This is a genomic window from Pseudoalteromonas sp. QJM3NY_22 (assembly GCF_056173065.1).
Map to the genome: position 1 here is coordinate 167761 of NZ_CM149655.1, position 18363 is coordinate 186123.

An 18363-nucleotide genomic window follows, 5' to 3' on the forward strand; every position below is an offset into this window, starting at 1 on the left:
GTTGGAGTATCTGATGTATAAAAATTATAAAAACTTAGTATTAATAACAGGGTTACTCGCTTTAATTGTGGTTGCTTTAGGTGCGTATACACGCTTAAGTGATGCAGGTTTAGGCTGCCCCGATTGGCCTGGCTGTTACGGCTTTTTAACGGTGCCTAAGCATGAGGCTGACATAGCCTTAGCAACTCAAAGCTACCCCGATATGATGTTCGAAACCGCAAAAGCGTGGAAAGAAATGATTCATCGCTACTTTGCAGGTGCTTTAGGTTTACTTATTTTAGGTTTATTTGTGTTGGCTTTTTTAAAGCGCCAATATCCAACTACGCCAGTTAAATTGCTTTTGGCTTTACTTCTACTCGTGGTGTTTCAGGCTGCCCTTGGTATGTGGACAGTAACCATGAACCTTCAGCCGCTTATTGTAATGGGCCACTTATTAGGTGGCTTTAGTATTTTGTCACTTATAACGCTTTTATATTTAAGGCTAACCGCAAAACCCATTATGGGTGGCGATAGCGGCGCAAAACGCTATTTCGGTTTAAGTTTAGTAGCGCTCAGTGTATTAATTATCCAAATTGCACTTGGTGGTTGGCTGGCTGCAAATTACGCCGCTCCACATTGTAGTGGTTTGCCATTGTGTAATTACGCACAACCGTTTTCATTAAGTAGCGTATTTCAATTACCACTTGAGCACAGTAATTATGAGTTTGGTGTGTTATCGCAGCAAGCGCGTATGTCTATTCATTTATTACATCGTATTTGGGCACTGGTTACTTGCATCGTTCTGGCGCTAATTATGTGGAAAATATACAGCCAAGCGTACTCTAAAAAAATTAAAAATTGCGTTGTGAGCGTATTACTTGTCCTGCTTTGCCAAATTAGCTTAGGGCTTATTTTAGTACATTTGTATATTCCGTTGGGAGTTGCACTGGCGCATAATTTGATGGCTGCCATACTGTTATTAAGCATGGTTAGGTTGTGTTATTACCTAAAATCACGCACATAAAGGGGAAATATAATGGCACTTATAATTGATAAAAAAATACTGCTACCCGTTAATACTCAATCGCTAATTTCGCGTACTCATAGTTTGCTGCAAGACTACTTAGCAATTAGTAAATTTAAAGTGGTAGCCATGCTGGTACTAACAGCTTGGGTTGGTTTAGCGCTGGCTCCCGATGTAGGACGTGGTATGGCTGTACAGTTTATTAGCTTGTTAGGTATAGGGCTACTTTCTGCTGCTGCAGCGGTTATTAATCACGTGGTTGATAGTGAGATAGACTCAAAAATGGCAAGGACTCGTCATCGTCCTGTGGCTAAAGGGCGTTTAAGTAAAACACATGCGCTTAGTTTTGCAGCTGTTATTGGGATTGCTGGTTTTATTATGCTAACGGTGTGGGCCAATACCTTAACCGCTATATTAACGTTATTTGCATTGGTAGGTTATGCATTTGTTTATACATCATTTTTAAAGCGTGCTACACCGCAAAATATTGTTATAGGTGGGTTGGCTGGCGCAATGCCTCCATTATTAGGTTGGGTGTCAGAAACAAACCAAATGGCAGCAGCCCCTTGGTTACTTGTAATGATAATATTTACCTGGACTCCGCCACACTTTTGGGCGCTGGCTATAGCACGAAAAAGTGATTATGAACGCGCTAAAATCCCTATGTTACCAGTAACCCATGGTATCGATTTTTGTAAAACCTGCGTTGTTGCTTATTCTGTTTTACTCGCTGTTGTTTGCGTATTGCCTTATTTAATCGGTATGTCTGGAGTAATTTATTTAATAGGCGCATGTGTATTAAATGCAGTGTTTATATATAAGGCGGTCAAATTAAAAATTGCTGGAAATGATGAGACTGCAATGGACTTATTTCGTTTTTCGATTATTCATTTAATGGTACTCTTTGTAATCTTATTTATAGATAAATGGCTCCCTTTATGAAGCAGTTATGGCTTGGATTAATTGTTGTTTTAGTTTTGTTTTTATCAGCATGTTCAAATGAAAATAGTCCACCAGATGTAGATGCATTAGTTTACGAAAATGCAAAGCCACTGTCTGATTTTACGTTAAACGATCAGCGCGGCGAATTAGTGACTAAGCAACAATTTTTAGGACAGTGGAATTTAGTATTTTTAGGCTACACAAGCTGCCCAGATATTTGTCCATTAACACTAGCTAAGTTAAATGCTGTTTATAAAAACTTACAGGCAGATTATCCGCTACAAGTTTGGTTTTTATCGGTTGATCCAAAACGCGATACACCAGCTAAACGAAAGCAATATATAGATTACTTTAACCCTGATTTTTTAGCTGTATCAGGGGAACATAAACACCTTTTTCCAGTTGTTCGAGAGCTTGGCTTAATTTACGCCATTAGCGATAGTAGTGAATCAGAATATGCAGTTGATCATAGTGCTTCGGTCGCTATGGTTGATCAAAATGGAGCCGTAAGAGCTATTTTTAAACCCGAATTTAAACAAGGTAGTGTGCCATTAATTAATGCGACGACTTTAACTGAAGAATTTAAAAAAATAGCAGATTACTATAAAAACTAGTTTTTAACTTTTCATGTATTTTAAAGGAGCTTTGTGCTCCTTTTTTTTGTTTTTCATTCCTGTTACAAAAATTAATTTAATTTTTTTAGGCCCTTTTATGGCATTTTTAATAACTAGGTCTAAGCTTTTGTTATGAAATAAATTGACAAGGAATGCACTTACTAAATGTTAAAACTTCCACGTGAACTTGTCATTATGCAAGCTGAAACACTGCATCAAGATTTACTAAAAGAACTCAATAGTAATAATGATATTTGTCTTGATATTAGCGATGTAATGTCTGCCGATACTGCCTCAATTCAACTTTTATGTGCTTTGCAAAAACATCTGCTTATCATTAAGCATAAAATAATTTGGGTAGGGGCGAGTGAAGCATTAACACATTCAATTGAGCAACTCGGTTTAAGTCATTACTTAATACTTGAAAGTAAAGGTTAGGAATTAATATGAAAAAAATTTTAGCGGTTGATGACTCAGCATCAATGCGTCAAATGGTAAGTTTTACTCTAAAAACAGCAGGGTTTGATGTAATTGAAGCAAAAGATGGAAGTGAAGCGTTAGCTATCGCTAAACAACAAGATTTTGATGTCGTAATTTCGGATGTAAACATGCCAATAATGGATGGTATTACGTTGATTAGAGAGCTGCGAGGTTTACCTAATTATAAATTCACACCATTACTTATGCTCACTACGGAGTCGGGCTTAGAAAAAAAAGTAGAAGGTAAAGCCGCTGGCGCAACAGGTTGGATAGTTAAACCGTTTAACCCAGAACAGCTATTAGCCGTTATTAAAAAGGTTATTCGCTAGCGAAGGAGTATTGTGTGAGTATAGATTTGAGTCAATTTTTTGAAGTTTTCTTTGAAGAGAGTTTTGAAGGCCTAGATACTATGGAGGCTGAGCTTTTAAACTTAGTGCCAGGTGAGGAAGACTTAGAAACTATCAACACTATTTTTAGAGCTGCTCACTCAATTAAAGGGGGAAGTGGTACTTTTGGTTTTAGTTCTGTTGCTGATTTTACCCATGTACTTGAAACACTATTAGACCAGATCCGCCAAGGAGAGCGAGAGCTTAGCACTGAACACGTTAATTTATTACTCAAAGCAGTTGATTGCTTGCGAGGTTTACTTGCCGCGCTTCAAGCAGATCAAGCGTCTGATTTAACTGAAGCTAATGCTTTGCGGATGCAATTTGAACATGTGTTAGAGAAAAAAGACAACGTATTGGAGAGTAAGCCACAAAACGAAGCTGTGCTATCGACTAGCAACACATATCAAATTAACTTTAAGCCTCATCATCACTTATTTAAAACAGGAAATGAGCCGCTGTACATGATCAGTGAACTTGCTGAGTTAGGTGAATTAAAAACAACCGTTTTTTATGATTCAGTGCCTGATATTACGGAGTTAAGTTATGATGAATGTTTTTTACACTGGCGCTTTTTTTTAAATACAAGCCATGACGAAAAGGCGATAAAAGAAGTCTTTGAATGGGTAGAAGATGATGCAGATATTACAGTTGAATTATGTGTAAGCTCATTTGATGATGAACAACCAGCTAGTATCTCAGATCATAACCATGATTTAGCTCTCTCAGATCAACCTGAAAAATTAGAAAAAATAACAACCTTACCCGCCAAATCAAAACCAAGTAGCAATAAAGATAAAAAAGTCGCTAGTGCGCCAGAGTCAACCTCAATCCGTGTTGGCATTGATAAGGTTGACTCATTAATAAACATGGTTGGTGAACTGGTAATTACTCAAGCTATGCTGAATCAGCTAAGTGAACAGGAAATAACATCAACTACGATTACGTCGTTGAAAGAGGGTTTAGCGCAACTTGCACACAATACACGTGACTTACAAGAAAACGTAATGCGTATTCGTATGTTACCAATTAATTTTGTATTTAGTCGCTTTCCTCGATTGGTACGCGACATAGCACAAAAGCTAAATAAGAAAGTCGAGCTTAAGTTGATTGGTGAGCAAACCGAACTTGATAAAACCGTAATGGAAAAAATTTCAGATCCTATGGTGCACTTGCTTAGAAACTCGCTTGATCATGGGTTAGAAACCGTAGATCAAAGAGTGCTTGCAGGAAAAAATCCAGTGGGAATTGTCACGTTAAATGCATTTCATCAAGGCGGTAATATTGTTATTGAGATAATGGATGATGGTCAAGGCCTTAATACCAAAAAAATTAAAGAAAAAGCAATCGCAAATGAGTTAATTACAGCCGATAGTAATTTAACGGACAATGAAATCAATGAACTAATTTTTATGCCTGGCTTCTCTACTATGGATGAAGTGAGTGAGCTATCGGGTCGAGGTGTAGGCATGGATGTTGTTAAGCGTAACATTCAATCTTTAAATGGTTCAGTTGAAGTAACATCGGCCCCTGGTATTGGTTCAACATTCACAATTCGATTACCGCTTACGCTAGCTATTTTAGATGGTCAGCTCGTTAAAGTCGCTCAACATACCTATATTATACCGCTCATTTCGATTGTTGAGTCATTACAAATTGATATCACAAAAGTAAGTCGAGTGGGTAAAGACCTTGATGTACTCAGACTTCGAGATGAATATATTCCTATTTTACGTCTATACGCTATTTTTAATCATCAAAATGCGATTGAGTCTTTAGATAAAACATTACTCGTAGTAGTTGAAACTGATAACCAAAAAGTAGGACTTTTAGTTGATGATTTATTGTCTCAGCAACAGGTTGTGATTAAAAGTTTAGAAGCTAACTATCACAAAGTTGATGGCGTATCGGGTGCCACTATTTTAGGAGATGGGCGCGTATCGCTGATTGTGGACATTAGTGGCTTAATAAAGCTCTCAGGTTTAAAAAAACCAGGCAGTCAAGAACTAACCATTGAAACGCAAGCTACTTTGGAGGCGTTATGAACTCAGAGCAAAGCCAGCTCAGTAACCAATTAAACCTTCAGCAGCAACAAGGAGTGAAGCAATTTTTAACTTTTATTATGGCTGATGAAGAGTACGGCGTTGATATTCTAACAGTACAAGAAATTCGTAGCTGGGAGGAAATTACAGTACTACCTAACGCACCTGAGTTTGTAAAAGGCGTAATTAACTTGCGGGGTACAATTGTGCCAATTATTGATTTACGTTTACGGTTTGGCTTACCAAGTACTGATTATGGACCATTGACAGTGGTTATTGTTATAAAAATAGAGTTTGAACAGGGCAGTAAAATTATAGGTATTGCAGTAGATGCAGTCTCAGATGTTTACAGTATTGTAGAGCAAGATGCTAAAGCTGTTCCTAGTTTATCTGAATCAAATAATTGTGAGTACGTTGCTGGGTTGGTCAATGTGGGCGATAAAATGGTGGCGTTGATCGACTTACAAAAAACAATGAATATTTAGTTTATAAAATAACTAAATAAAGTAATAAAAAATAAACTTAAAGGTGGTGATGGGCATGGGATGGTTTAGTAATCCAAAACAGTCAGAATCAAGTAATGATTTAATTGTAAGCGCATTAAACAAGTCATTAGCTGTGATTGAGTTTGAGCCAAGCGGGATAATAATTACCGCAAATGCTAACTTTCTTAGCGTAATGGAATACCAATTAGAAGACGTACAAGGACAACACCATTCTTTATTTGTAGATTATGATTATGCTAAAAGTAATGACTACAAAAATTTTTGGCAGCGTCTTCGCAATGGCGAGTTTATTTCCGATGAATTTAAGCGTTTTGCTAAAAGTGGTAAAGAGGTTTGGATTCAGGCTACTTACAATCCAATTATTAATTCTGAGGGCCAAGTACTCAAAGTCGTTAAACTTGCTACAGATATCACAGATCAAAAGTTGGTATCGGCAAATGCTGCCGGACAAATTAGTGCAATTAGTAAATCCCAAGCGGTTATCGAATTTAGTTTAGATGGCAGTATTATTAGCGCTAATGATAATTTTTTAAATGCTCTTGGTTATCAGCTCGATGAAATTAAAGGTCAGCATCATAGATTATTTGTCGCACCGGAATATGCAAATAGCAATGAATACAAAGAGTTTTGGACTAAACTTGGTCGAGGCGAGTTTGATTCAGGTGAGTATTTACGAATAGGAAAGCAAGGCCAAGAAATTTGGATACAAGCCTCTTATAACCCAATCTATGATATGAATGGTAAGCCTTTTAAGGTTATTAAGTACGCTACAAATATTACAGTGCAAAAAGAGCTTGAAAAAGCTTCTAGAAAGGCAGCCGATTTAGCTAATGCCCTAAAAGTTTGCCAGGCAAATGTAATGATTGCCGATGAAGATCTTAATATTATTTTTGTGAACGATTGCGTTCAAAAAATGCTTAAAATACGAGAAAAAGAACTGCAAACAGTATTACCAAACTTTTCTGTAGATAGTCTTATAGGTACCTGCGTTGATGACTTTCATAAGCACCCTGCGCACCAACGTGAGTTACTAAAAAATTTGGATAAACCACATAAAGCTGAATTACTTTTAGCAGGTGTTACTTTTACCTTAATAGCTTCACCTTGGATTAGTCAAGAAGGTAAAAAGTTAGGCACAATTGTGGAATGGGAAGATAGGACTGCTGAAGTTGCTATAGAAAAAGAAATTGCGACGCTCATTAGTGCAGCAGGTAAAGGCGATTTAGATACAAGAGTTATTGAAAATGGAAAAGAAGGATTTTTCTTACGTTTAGCTCAAGGGCTAAATAGTTTAGTTAAAATTGTTGATGATGCTGTCGCCGATACTGGAGATATGCTTGATGCTATGGCAAATGGTGATTTGTCAAAACGAATCGAGAAAGAATATAAAGGCTCATTTGATAAACTCAAACGTGATGCAAACACGACAGCAGATAAGCTCACCGAAGTTATAAATCGGATAAATTCATCGGCTACGTTAGTTGCAAGTGGCGCTGAAGAGATATCTCAAGGCAATGCTGATTTGAGTCAGCGAACAGAAGAGCAAGCCTCGTCACTTGAAGAAACAGCATCAAGCATGGAAGAGATGACCAGTACCGTTCGCCAAAATGCTGATAACGCAAAAGTAGCAAATGATTTGGCAGAAGAAACCTGTGAAAAAGCAATACAGGGCGGCGAAGTCGTTAACAGAGCTGTCACGAGTATGTCGGCGATTAATGAATCAAGCAAAAAAATTGCTGACATTATTGGGGTCATTGACGAAATAGCATTTCAGACCAATTTATTGGCGCTTAATGCTGCTGTAGAGGCTGCTAGAGCTGGTGAACAAGGGCGAGGCTTTGCGGTTGTTGCAGGGGAAGTTCGTAACTTAGCTCAGCGCTCAGCGGGCGCAGCTAAAGAAATTAAAGAATTAATAAGAGACAGTGTAGGTAAGGTCGCTGATGGTTCTCAATTAGTTAATGAATCAGGCGCTACACTGAAAGAAATTGTTGTTTCAGTACAACGAGTCACACAAATGATTTCTGATATTACAGAAGCATCCGAAGAGCAAAGCGCCGGTATTGAACAGGTAAATAAAGCTATTTCACAAATGGATGAAATGACTCAACAAAATGCTGCTTTAGTAGAGCAAGCCTCTGCCGCTGGCGAGTCTATGGCTGAGCAGGCAAATGAAATGCGGCGGTTACTCAACTTTTTCTCTTTAGGTCAGCAAGATACAGCGATGATTTCACCTACGATGCGAACGCCAGCGCTATCTCAAAGGCCGCAGAATAATTATATTCGCAGTAAAACGCGAGGAGATAATTTTGTTGACTCGGCAGATGAATGGGAAGAGTTTTAACAACTCACCTTCTCGGCCTCGTTGTTATGTAATTACATTGAGGCATTGCTTGTTGGCTTGATTGAGAGTGAATAATGAAAGAGTTTTTATTTACCGACCGAGATTTTAAAGAGATTGCCGATCTTGTTTATAACGCATGCGGAATTGTATTAGGTGAACATAAACGAGAAATGGTTTATTCGCGTTTAGCAAGACGTATTAGAGAGCGAAACCTTGTTGATTTTAAATCATATTTAGCTTTCTTGAAAAAGAATAAAGATCAAGAGTTCGATGCCTTTATTAATGCTATAACAACGAACTTAACATCTTTTTTCCGTGAAATTCATCATTTTGAATTTATTAAATCTGAACTTATCCCTGTCCTTTTAAAAACAAATAAGCACAGCAAACGCGTGAGATTTTGGTCTGCTGGTTGCTCAACTGGGGAGGAGCCTTACAGTTTAGCAATGACATTAAATGCTGCATTTCCGAGTGATTGGGATGTGAAGATCTTAGCCACAGATTTAGATTCAAACGTGTTAGCAAAAGCGCAAAGTGGCATGTATACCGCTGCAAATGTTAATGGACTCAGTGAGCAGCAGCTCAAGCGTTGGTTTTTAAAAAGTAAGGATGGTGAGGCATATAAAGTAAAGCCAAAATTGCAGGAATGTATAGCGTTTAAACGTTTAAACTTATTACAAGAGTGGCCAATGAAGGGCCCTTTTGATCTTATTTTATGTCGTAATGTAGTTATTTACTTTGATAAAGAAACGAAAGATCAGCTTTTTGAACGCTACGCTAATATATTGAGTGAGCAAGGGCATTTGTTCTTAGGTCACTCAGAAAGTATGGGTAAAGAGCATTCTCAATATAAAAACTTAGGTAAAACGATGTATCAAAAGGGCAGTAATGCACGCGGAATTTAGAACAGTATTACCTAGCTTTGAGCATATTAAGCGGTATTGGGATTCAGGTCGGCAGAGCGTTGTTGCCAAAGTGCTCCCTGGTGAGTTCTATGTGTCAAAAAACAATGAACTTATCTCAACAGTACTCGGTTCGTGTATTGCGGCTTGCGTTTATGACGAAGTACTAGGAATTGGCGGGATGAACCATTTTATGCTGCCAATTCAAAAAGGAGTGGAGCTTAATAATGCACATAGCTTAAGTTGTCGTTACGGTAACTGGGCTATGGAATATTTAATAAACGAAGTGCTAAAAAATGGAGCTTCACGTCGAAACTTAAAAATTAAGCTGTTTGGTGGGGGGAAAATTATTAGCGCGATGACTGATATCGGTTTGGGTAATATTAGTTTTGCTACCGCTTATGTTCAAGAGGAAGCCCTTAATTTAGTGGCGCATGATATGGGAGGCCCTTGGCCAAGGAAAATATTTTTTCATCCCCACACTGGTAAAGTTCATATGAAAAAGTTGAAAAACCTACATAACAATACTATTGAGAAGCGTGAAGTTCGTTATTTACAAAGCCTTAAAAAACAAGATGTAGTTACGGATATTGAACTGTTTTAGGTGTGTTTATGATTAAAGTACTCATAATAGATGACTCTCCTTTAATTAGGCGATTACTCACTGACGTTTTACAGCAAGCTGAAGATATTACAGTTGTAGGTAGTGCTGAGGATCCATATAAAGCACGAGAAATGATTAAACAACTTAACCCTGATGTACTTACATTGGATGTAGAGATGCCAAAAATGGACGGTATTAGCTTTTTAAAAAATCTAATGCGCCTAAGGCCAATGCCTGTAGTGATGATTTCTACATTAACACAAAAAGGTTCACCAATTACATTAGAGGCACTAGAGCTCGGTGCGATTGATTTTATAGCTAAACCAACGGCTAATATAAAAGATAAAATAAGCCAATATGCGTATTTAGTTCAGCAAAAGGTACGAGTAGCCGCTGGTGCAAGAGTTAGAAGTTATAAAAAAGCGTTACCATCGAGTGATCCTTTACCTATCAATGCTCAGTTTTTATTAAATAAAGTTATTGCTATAGGCGCATCAACCGGGGGTACTGAAGCGATAAAAGAAGTATTAATAAAAATGCCTATTAATTGCCCGCCGATTGTTATTACTCAACATATTCCCCCTGTATTTAGTACTTCGTTCGCTTTAAGGATGGATCGTACATGTATCATTAGTGTTAAAGAAGCAGAGCAGGGTGATAAGCTAGTCGCAGGTTGCGCTTATATTGCTCCTGGTGGTTTGCATTTAACCATTAAAAAATATGGGGGACACTTATATTGTGAACTTGATGATAATGAGCCTGTAAATCGGCATAAACCAGCAGTGGATGTATTGTTTAATTCATTAGTAGAAATTAACGCTAAGAATGTTGTGGCAGCGTTGTTAACCGGAATGGGGAGTGATGGCGCAAAAGGATTGCTCGCTTTAAGGGAAGGTGGCGCGTACACACTAGCTCAGGACGAATTTTCGTCTGTGGTTTGGGGAATGCCAAAAGCTGCTGTGGAGTTAAACGCAGCAAACGAAGTTGTTGCGTTGGATAAGGTAACTGAGCGGCTATTGAATCAGGCTATTAAAGTTTAATTATTTTCAATAACCCACGGCTGTGAGAACCAATAATAGTCACTCGGGTTTTTAATCGAAGGCGCAGTGCAATTAAAGCGAGAACGGCCATTATTTAGCTCTTTTGGAGAAGTGACTTCAACCGTATTTTTACTTATCCAATTTAAGCTTGCTTGGCCAATATTTGAGACATAGCAGGCAAACTGTGTTTTATGAAAATCTCCCATTTCAAACTCTATGGTTAGTGTTGGTGGGTTTTGTGTTGTCACGCTATCTTGATACGTTAACTTTGTAATATTAAAAGCATGAGAATTTAGTTTTGTGATTAACGTATCTAGTTTACTGTAAAACCCAGAAGCTGGGAAACGCGGCAAGCGACTGAAGTTTGAGTTTTTATTCACCGCCCCAGAGTGTTGACCAATACCTATAAAGCCAAGATCAGTCACAAGAGCTTGTAATTCGTTATTAAATTCACCATACGGGTAGGCTAAATATTTGTAGTCTTGGCCAACCTCTTCTTTTATACGTTGTTGTGAATACAAAATATCTTGTTTGATACGTATTTTCCACTGGGCATCCGTTTCGTTATCAAGTTTAATATGCAAGTAATCATGTTGAGCACTGTGGTTGCTTATAAGCGCGCCCTTTTTGCTAAGCTCTTTGAGTTTATCCCAGCCCATTACATAACTTTGGCCTTCATCAATTAATTTTGGATTTACAAAAATAGTATATGGATAATTAAATTTCTCTAAAATTGGCGCTGCTTCGTCGTAATTGTTGTTGTAACCGTCATCAAAAGTGATTGCGATGGTTTTCTCAGGTAATGTTTTACCTTGCTGAAGTGCATTTATTAGTTCATTAAGAGGAATAACGTTAAAGTTATGCTCTTTCAAATAGCTTAAATGTTTAGTGAATGTATTCGCGCTAACACTCGTTACGGCAGGAAGGCTTTCACTAACATGATGGTATTGTAAAATAACAGCAGCTTGAACGCGTAGAGATACACTAATGAGAGAAAATAATACTAAATGAAACAATTTCTTATACATAATAAAGCACACCATAAAAGCTTGTTGTTGTTAGCCGGTCCGATGATACTATCAAATATCACAGTACCACTGTTAGGAATTGTTGATACTGCTGTCATTGGGCACTTAGGGAGCGCTCACTATTTAGCGGGTATTGCGCTTGGTTCTGCTGTTATTTCTATTTTATTTTGGCTAGCGGGATTTTTAAGAATGAGTACGACTGGCATGGTCGCTCAGGCTTACGGAGAAAATGATTTAACTCAATTAGCCGCCTTACTTAAACGTAGCTTATTACTTGCAAGTCTTGTTGCTGTACTACTTATCGCTTTATCTCCTTTGATAAAACATGCTATTGCATTTTTATCTGCTGCTAATAGCGATGTACTCGCACAAGCATATCAGTATTTTAGTATTCGCATTTTTAGTGCTCCAGCAGCATTGTGTAATTTAGTGTTACTGGGTTGGATGCTTGGTGTACATTACGGGCGAGGGCCATTTTATTTATTATTAGTAACAAACATAGTCAATATAGTACTCGATATTTACTTTGTTGTTTACCTTGATTGGGCGGTTGCTGGTGCTGCATGGGCGTCACTTATTGCTGACTATACCGCACTAATTTTTGCACTTTTTTTAGTGGTTAAACTAGCTAAAAAACAAGATATTGAGCTCAATGTACCGAATTGGTTGAGTATTAGCAAAATGGCTGAATTATTGAGTTTGAATCGCGATATTTTTATTCGCTCTTTAATACTGCAATTATGTTTTAGCTTTATGACATTTTATGGTGCACGTATTGGCGAAACGACACTCGCTGCTAACGCCGTGCTACTTAACTTTTTAATGTTAGTTAGTTTTGCTTTAGATGGTATTGCATATGCTAGTGAGGCAAAAGTAGGGCAAGCAAAAGGCCAAAAAAGTGTAAGTAATATAGAGTTATGGGTAAAAATCAGTGTATTTTGGGGAATGATGTTTGGATTGTTGTATAGCCTGTTTTTTGCCGTTTTTGGTGCTCAAATTATTATGCTTTTAACCAATGTGCCAGAGGTTATTAATGAGGCGACGCTTTATTTACCTTGGGTTATTGCACTTCCATTACTTGCTATGAGTTGTTTTTTATTTGATGGTGTTTTTGTGGGTTTAACACGTGCAAAAGATATGCGTAATAGTATGCTTTTTTCGGCTACAGTTGGATTTTTTGGGGTGTTTTGGATATTTAACGAATTACAAAATAATGGACTATGGTTAGCTATGAGCTGTTTTATGTTAATGCGGGGCGTGACTTTGATTATTAAATACCAAAGGCTTAAAGAAAATAACAAGCTATTAGATTAAGTGCGATGATTATTTATTTCCATAAATCGGGATCGTGATTTTTTGGGCCAATGCCTTTAATGACTTGTGAAAAGCGGTTAGCAAAAATCCCGCAATAACCCCAAGCTGCAAAAAACAGTGCAGGGACTAAAATTGCAACGCCAATTATTTGCAAACTGTAATGAGTGTAATACCCAAGGGAGATGAATACCACGGCTAGCACAAATAGTGCTAAGCCGCGAAAAAATCGCTTTAAGCTAAGTTTAGGGTTACTCCCTAAACGATAGATAAGTGGCTTTAGCATTTATAATAATTAATAGTAAGAGTGATCGCCCGCTTCGTGCTCTGTGATATCAGCAACACCGGTGACTTCTTCAAATTTAGCGATCATTTCTTTCTCGATGCCTTCTTTTAGCGTTACATCGATCATAGAGCAACCATTACAACCACCACCAAACTGAAGTATAGCAATGCCTGCAGCTGTTATTTCTACTAGGCTTACTTGGCCGCCATGGTTTGCTAGTTGCGGGTTTACTTCAGTTTCAAGCATGTGCTGCACGCGTTCATTTAATGATGCATCATCACCAATTTTACGAGCTTTAGCATTCGGCGCTTTTAGCGTTAATTGAGTGCCCATTTTGTCAGTAACAAAATCGATCTCGGCTTCTTCTAAAAATGGCGCACTTTCTGCATCTACAACAGCATCAAAACCATTGAAATTTAGACGAATATCGCTGGCTTCAACAGCGTCTTCTGGACAATAAGACACACCACATTCCGCTTGTGATGAACCAGGGTTTACAACAAAAACACGAATATTGGTTTGTTGTGATTGATCTGCTAATAGTTTAGCAAAATGCGCTTGCGCTGTTTCGGAAATAGAAATCATAAAAACGGCTTTATACCTGACTAAATTACTCGGATACTGCATATCATACTCCGCTCATCGTGTTGCGGCTAGTGTTGAGCGTAAAAAGTTGGCATCTATTTTAAGCAATGGTAGCGTGCAATTAACAAACATTTTTAGAGTGATTTATATGCGGTTCATGTTAACAATAATGGTGGTACTACTGAGTTTTTCAAGTATGGCAAAGCCACTATCTTATTATTTTGAGCAAGATGTTCAATTTGACCCTACCATTCCCACCCCTGAAGCAGTGCTAGGTTATCAAGTGGGGGAGTGGCATGTAAGACACGACCAGTTAGTGCGCTATATGGAAGTACTTGCGAAAAAAAGTGACCGCATAAACTTTGAAATTATTGGCCGTACACATGAGCAACGCCCGCTTGTGATGCTAACAATTACTGCCGCCGACAAGTTGCCAAACATAGAGCAAACTCGGCAAGCTCATTTGGCGCGTTTAAGTAACAACAGTGACAAAACTAAAGACCAACCTGCTGTTGTCTGGATGGGTTATAGTGTACACGGCAATGAATCATCGGGCAGCAACGCTTCATTATTGGTAGCCTATTATTTAGCAGCTGCTCAAGGTGCTGAAATAGATGAGCTATTAAATAATACGGTTATTTTACTCGACCCTTCACTTAATCCTGATGGGCTTGCTCGTTTTGCTAATTGGGCCAACAGTAACCGAGGTATGAACTTATCGTCTGATCCTAAGACCCGTGAACATGTTGAAAATTGGCCAAGTAGCCGTACTAACCATTATTGGTTTGATTTAAATCGTGACTGGTTATTACTACAGCATCCTGAATCGCGCGCGCGAATTGCCAAATTTCATCAGTGGAAACCAAATATTTTAACTGACTTTCATGAAATGGGGCCAAATAGCAGTTACTTTTTTCAGCCAGGTATCCCAAGTCGTAAACACCCAATAACACCAGATGAAAATGTAACTTTAACGAAAGCGATTGCCAACTATCATGCAAAAACTTTAGATGAAAATAACGCACTTTATTTTACAGAAGAAAGTTTTGACGATTTTTATTACGGAAAAGGCTCAACTTATCCCGACGTAAATGGTGGTGTAGGCATTTTATTCGAGCAAGCGAGTTCTCGTGGGCATATTCAAGAAACTATAAACGGACCTTTAAGCTTTGCATTTACTATTAAAAATCAGCTATTAACGAGCTTATCAACCTTTAAAGCAGCCATTGATAATCGCCAGGCGTTACTAGATTACCAAGCGAAGTTTTATAATCAGGCAGCTGATTTAGCCAGTGACGAGAGCTTTGAAGGTTATGTTGTTGAAGGCGCGAGCGACAACACCCGTACTAAGCACTTTTTAGAATTACTAAAACAGCATCAAATTAACGCTTACCCACTTACTAAACCATTAAAAGCAAATGGAAAAAGTTTTAGTACTCATAGTTATTTTGTGCCATTAGCGCAACCGCAATACCGTTTAGTAAAAGCTATTTTTAGTGAGCAAAAAAACTTTGCTGATAATACATTCTATGATGTTTCGGGTTGGACTCTAGCGCATGCTTTTAATTTACCGTTTGCAAAAGTTAAAAGCAATTGGGGCTTAGATGTTGCAGATACTGCTTGGAATAAAGCGGTAAAAACATCTTTTTCCGATTTAAAAAATGGTTATGCCTTTGGTTTTGCATGGGACGATTATTTAGCCCCTAAAATGCTCAATACTTTACTTAAACAAGGTATTAAAGCACGCGTTGCATTGAGCTCATTAACTGCTAAATCAACATCGGGGGAGGTAAACTTCGAACCAGGTAGTATTATTATTCCAGCTGGCCTACAAACAAATATCGATTGGGTTGCCCAGCTTAGTAAAGCACAAAGTGAATTTGGTATTGCAATTAAACCAATTACATCAGGTTTAACAAGTAAAGGCGCTGATTTAGGTTCACGATCAATGGCCGTTGTTAGTGCGCCAAAGGTACTGCTTATTGGTGGGCAGGGCGCGAGCCAGTACGAAGTAGGCGAAGTGTGGTATTACCTAGATCGCTTTGTTGGCGCAGCGCCAACAATTGTTGAAATGAACCGCTTTAGCTCACTTGAGCTAAGTGATTACAGCCATATTGTACTTGCTCATGGCAATTACAATAGCTTATCTGACACTGATAAAGTGGCAATTAAAAGCTGGGTAAGAAAAGGTGGTGTTATTTGGGGTCACAAAGGCGGCGCTAAATTTTTAGTTGATCAGCAAATTCTTAAAGCAAGTTATCTATCACGACAAGATGTAGCGAGCGCATTTAATACGACAGGTTTAAGTTATGGCGACAAAGATCATTTAGCTGGACGTCAGCGCATTGCAGGTGCCATTTTTAATACCCATGTAGATTTAACTCACCCACTTAGTTTTTCACTTAATCGTAATACATTACCGGTATTTAAAAACAGCACATGGTTACTTGAAGCTTCCGATGCGCCGTTCGTAAATGTACTTACCTACACTAAAAAACCATTATTGGCAGGTTTTACTGATGCCGTTAATGTTGATCAAGTTGCCGGCGGCGCCGGTTTAATTGCACACTCATACGGGCGAGGTACAGTGATAGGTATGACCGACGATCCTGTATTTAGAGGTTACTGGTATGGTACTAGTCGTTTACTTAGTAACGCTTTATTTTTTGGTCATACCTTTAGAGTGAATGGTGGGTAAAATTATTTTGTACTTTAAAACAGGCTGTTAAGACCTGTTTTAAAGTACGCGCTTTTTAATATGACATTTGCATGAATTTACAATGCAGGCGCATTTTAGTTCGTCATTTTAATTTACTATCTACCCTCTTTTAAAAGCATTATCGCTATAGGTTTAATTATGGTTTCCAGAAGACAGTTTCTTTTAAGTGCAGGTACGCTCGCATTTATCGGCCTTTCTAAAAGCGCATTTGGTAAAGTTACTTTAGCTAACTTAGCAGATAGCGTATATGCATACGGTGGTTTAATTCCTGATACAAAAAAACTACTCGATTTACCTGCTGGTTTTAGCTACAAGGTTATTTCTCAATTGGGCGATACTATGGATGATGGTTTAAATGTACCGGATAAAGCCGACGGCATGGGCTGTATTGCACTTGACGGCGACACTGTAGCGTTAGTTCGTAACCATGAACTTTCACCTAAAAATATTAAGCACGCAGCAACGAGCATTAAGTTGCATAAAACGCCTTTAGCTTACGATATATTTGATGATGGCGTAGCGCTCCCAGGTGGTACAAGTCACATAATTTACAACATTAAAGAGCATAAAAAAGAACAAGAATTTCTATCGCTCTGCGGAACAATAAGAAATTGCTCTGGTGGTATTACACCATGGGGAAGCTGGCTTACCTGTGAAGAAACCGTGGCTAATCAGGCTGATGGATTAGGTAAATCTCACGGCTATATATTCGAAATACCCGCTACTGCAAAAGGTTTGGTAAAACCAGAACCACTTGTTGCAATGGGACGATTTAACCATGAAGCAGCTGCAATAGATCCACGCACAGGCATTGTTTATCTTACTGAGGATAGAGGCGATAGCTTATTTTATCGATTTATTCCCAATGAATTTGGCAAGCTTAGTAAAGGTGGCAAGCTACAAGCAATGGTTATTAAAAAACACTCGCAATTTGATACCCGCAATTGGAGTGAATCAACAATGCTTAAACATACACCGATGGATGTTGAATGGATTGACTTAGATGAGCCACAGAGCCCAAAAGATGATTTAAGAATTAGAGGTTATAAACAAGGGGCTGCACTGTTTGCTCGTGGCGAAGGTGTACACTGGGGCGAAAACGAGCTTTATTTTTGCTGCACGAATGGTGGTAAAGAACAGCTTGGTCAAGTTATGAAATACCAGCCATCAGAGTTTGAGGGTAGAGAAAGTGAAGGCTCTGCCCCAGGTAAGATAGAGTTGTTTGTAGAAAGTGAAGATGAATCATTATTTAATTTTGGTGATAATTTAACAGTCGCACCGAATGGCCATCTTATTGTTTGTGAAGATCAGTATACCGATATTGTTGATAACCATTTGCGTGGAGTAACGCCAAACGGAGATGTTTATACATTTGCTCGCTTAACCGAACAAACAGAGCTTGCAGGCGCGTGTTTCTCTCCTGATGGTAATACACTATTTGTAAACGTATATTCACCAACTAAAACATTAGCAATAACGGGCCCGTGGAATAGCTTTAAAGGATAAAAGGATAAAAGGATAAAAGGTTAAAAGGTTAAACCTGTTAAGTTGATAATTTTAGAATCGATTAACAG

The 18363-nt window shown here is 38.2% G+C and carries 17 protein-coding genes; 14 read left to right on the forward strand and 3 right to left on the reverse strand.

The genetic code is table 11. From position 1 onward, the window contains the following. Positions 1–13: 13 nt before the first annotated feature. From AC0VZ4_RS00860 to AC0VZ4_RS00910, 11 genes are all read left to right on the forward strand, one after another. Positions 14–1003, forward strand: a complete 990-nt coding sequence (locus tag AC0VZ4_RS00860) for a COX15/CtaA family protein (RefSeq protein ID WP_475440651.1) — start codon at positions 14–16, stop codon at positions 1001–1003. A gap of 12 nt (positions 1004–1015) precedes the next feature. Continuing rightward, positions 1016–1945 (forward strand): heme o synthase, encoded by a 930-nt coding sequence (cyoE, locus tag AC0VZ4_RS00865; protein ID WP_475440652.1) that lies wholly within the window; start codon positions 1016–1018, stop codon positions 1943–1945. Beyond that, a complete protein-coding gene (locus tag AC0VZ4_RS00870; RefSeq protein ID WP_007376403.1) occupies positions 1942–2559 on the forward strand; it encodes an SCO family protein in 618 nt (205 codons plus the stop codon). Before cyoE ends, AC0VZ4_RS00870 begins: the two co-directional genes overlap by 4 nt. 165 nt (positions 2560–2724) lie before the next feature. Beyond that, positions 2725–2997 (forward strand): STAS domain-containing protein, encoded by a 273-nt coding sequence (locus AC0VZ4_RS00875; protein WP_007376404.1) that lies wholly within the window; start codon positions 2725–2727, stop codon positions 2995–2997. Positions 2998–3005: 8 nt separating this feature from the next. Further along, a complete protein-coding gene (locus tag AC0VZ4_RS00880; RefSeq protein WP_007376405.1) occupies positions 3006–3368 on the forward strand; it encodes a response regulator in 363 nt (120 codons plus the stop codon). A 14-nt stretch (positions 3369–3382) separates the two neighbouring features. Further along, positions 3383–5470, forward strand: coding sequence for a chemotaxis protein CheA (locus AC0VZ4_RS00885; RefSeq protein WP_475440653.1), 2088 nt, complete (start codon positions 3383–3385; stop codon positions 5468–5470). Then, the gene (locus AC0VZ4_RS00890) at positions 5467–5952 is read left to right on the forward strand and encodes a chemotaxis protein CheW (RefSeq protein WP_007376407.1); all 486 of its coding nucleotides are present in this window, start codon (positions 5467–5469) and stop codon (positions 5950–5952) included. Before AC0VZ4_RS00885 ends, AC0VZ4_RS00890 begins: the two co-directional genes overlap by 4 nt. A gap of 55 nt (positions 5953–6007) precedes the next feature. Beyond that, positions 6008–8314 (forward strand): methyl-accepting chemotaxis protein, encoded by a 2307-nt coding sequence (locus tag AC0VZ4_RS00895; RefSeq protein ID WP_475440654.1) that lies wholly within the window; start codon positions 6008–6010, stop codon positions 8312–8314. Between the two features lie 74 nt (positions 8315–8388). Continuing rightward, positions 8389–9219, forward strand: coding sequence for a CheR family methyltransferase (locus tag AC0VZ4_RS00900; RefSeq protein ID WP_033030247.1), 831 nt, complete (start codon positions 8389–8391; stop codon positions 9217–9219). Next, positions 9203–9820, forward strand: a complete 618-nt coding sequence (cheD, locus tag AC0VZ4_RS00905) for a chemoreceptor glutamine deamidase CheD (RefSeq protein ID WP_007376410.1) — start codon at positions 9203–9205, stop codon at positions 9818–9820. The genes AC0VZ4_RS00900 and cheD overlap by 17 nt, the downstream gene beginning before the upstream one ends. Positions 9821–9828: 8 nt before the next feature. Then, positions 9829–10860, forward strand: coding sequence for a protein-glutamate methylesterase/protein-glutamine glutaminase (locus AC0VZ4_RS00910; protein ID WP_033030244.1), 1032 nt, complete (start codon positions 9829–9831; stop codon positions 10858–10860). On the opposite strand, the gene AC0VZ4_RS00915 is transcribed toward AC0VZ4_RS00910, so the two are convergent. Continuing rightward, a complete protein-coding gene (locus AC0VZ4_RS00915; protein WP_337119714.1) occupies positions 10857–11888 on the reverse strand; it encodes a polysaccharide deacetylase family protein in 1032 nt (343 codons plus the stop codon). The two genes, AC0VZ4_RS00910 and AC0VZ4_RS00915, sit on opposite strands and share 4 nt — an antisense overlap. Here AC0VZ4_RS00915 and dinF point away from each other — a divergent pair. Beyond that, entirely contained in the window at positions 11868–13202 is a 1335-nt protein-coding gene (gene dinF, locus AC0VZ4_RS00920; RefSeq protein ID WP_096792259.1) for an MATE family efflux transporter DinF, read from the forward strand. The genes AC0VZ4_RS00915 and dinF overlap by 21 nt on opposite strands. 13 nt (positions 13203–13215) lie before the next feature. Here the strand turns inward: dinF and AC0VZ4_RS00925 are convergent, their stop codons facing one another. Together AC0VZ4_RS00925 and nfuA are read right to left on the reverse strand one after the other, a co-directional pair. Further along, positions 13216–13485 (reverse strand): hypothetical protein, encoded by a 270-nt coding sequence (locus tag AC0VZ4_RS00925; RefSeq protein WP_007376414.1) that lies wholly within the window; start codon positions 13483–13485, stop codon positions 13216–13218. Positions 13486–13494: 9 nt separating this feature from the next. Next, positions 13495–14070, reverse strand: a complete 576-nt coding sequence (nfuA, locus tag AC0VZ4_RS00930) for a Fe-S biogenesis protein NfuA (protein WP_475441593.1) — start codon at positions 14068–14070, stop codon at positions 13495–13497. A 148-nt stretch (positions 14071–14218) separates the two neighbouring features. On the opposite strand from nfuA, the gene AC0VZ4_RS00935 reads away from it, so the two are divergent. Then, positions 14219–16768: a M14 metallopeptidase family protein gene (locus AC0VZ4_RS00935; protein WP_475441594.1), complete on the forward strand. Its 2550-nt coding sequence runs from the start codon at positions 14219–14221 to the stop codon at positions 16766–16768. A 159-nt stretch (positions 16769–16927) separates the two neighbouring features. Then, positions 16928–18295, forward strand: a complete 1368-nt coding sequence (locus AC0VZ4_RS00940; RefSeq protein ID WP_008138724.1) for an alkaline phosphatase PhoX — start codon at positions 16928–16930, stop codon at positions 18293–18295. The last annotated feature ends 68 nt before the right edge of the window (positions 18296–18363 follow it).

Bases quoted from the DNA above. Each gene is read 5' to 3' on its own strand.
- AC0VZ4_RS00860 (WP_475440651.1), top strand. From the start codon at position 14: ATGTATAAAAATTATAAAAACTTAGTATTAATAACAGGGTTACTCGCT.
- cyoE (WP_475440652.1), top strand. From the start codon at position 1,016: ATGGCACTTATAATTGATAAAAAAATACTGCTACCCGTTAATACTCAA.
- AC0VZ4_RS00870 (WP_007376403.1), top strand. From the start codon at position 1,942: ATGAAGCAGTTATGGCTTGGATTAATTGTTGTTTTAGTTTTGTTTTTA.
- AC0VZ4_RS00875 (WP_007376404.1), top strand. From the start codon at position 2,725: ATGTTAAAACTTCCACGTGAACTTGTCATTATGCAAGCTGAAACACTG.
- AC0VZ4_RS00880 (WP_007376405.1), top strand. From the start codon at position 3,006: ATGAAAAAAATTTTAGCGGTTGATGACTCAGCATCAATGCGTCAAATG.
- AC0VZ4_RS00890 (WP_007376407.1), top strand. From the start codon at position 5,467: ATGAACTCAGAGCAAAGCCAGCTCAGTAACCAATTAAACCTTCAGCAG.
- AC0VZ4_RS00895 (WP_475440654.1), top strand. From the start codon at position 6,008: ATGGGATGGTTTAGTAATCCAAAACAGTCAGAATCAAGTAATGATTTA.
- AC0VZ4_RS00900 (WP_033030247.1), top strand. From the start codon at position 8,389: ATGAAAGAGTTTTTATTTACCGACCGAGATTTTAAAGAGATTGCCGAT.
- cheD (WP_007376410.1), top strand. From the start codon at position 9,203: ATGCACGCGGAATTTAGAACAGTATTACCTAGCTTTGAGCATATTAAG.
- AC0VZ4_RS00910 (WP_033030244.1), top strand. From the start codon at position 9,829: ATGATTAAAGTACTCATAATAGATGACTCTCCTTTAATTAGGCGATTA.
- dinF (WP_096792259.1), top strand. From the start codon at position 11,868: ATGAAACAATTTCTTATACATAATAAAGCACACCATAAAAGCTTGTTG.
- AC0VZ4_RS00915 (WP_337119714.1), bottom strand. From the start codon at position 11,888: ATGTATAAGAAATTGTTTCATTTAGTATTATTTTCTCTCATTAGTGTA.
- AC0VZ4_RS00925 (WP_007376414.1), bottom strand. From the start codon at position 13,485: ATGCTAAAGCCACTTATCTATCGTTTAGGGAGTAACCCTAAACTTAGC.
- nfuA (WP_475441593.1), bottom strand. From the start codon at position 14,070: ATGATTTCTATTTCCGAAACAGCGCAAGCGCATTTTGCTAAACTATTA.
- AC0VZ4_RS00935 (WP_475441594.1), top strand. From the start codon at position 14,219: ATGCGGTTCATGTTAACAATAATGGTGGTACTACTGAGTTTTTCAAGT.
- AC0VZ4_RS00940 (WP_008138724.1), top strand. From the start codon at position 16,928: ATGGTTTCCAGAAGACAGTTTCTTTTAAGTGCAGGTACGCTCGCATTT.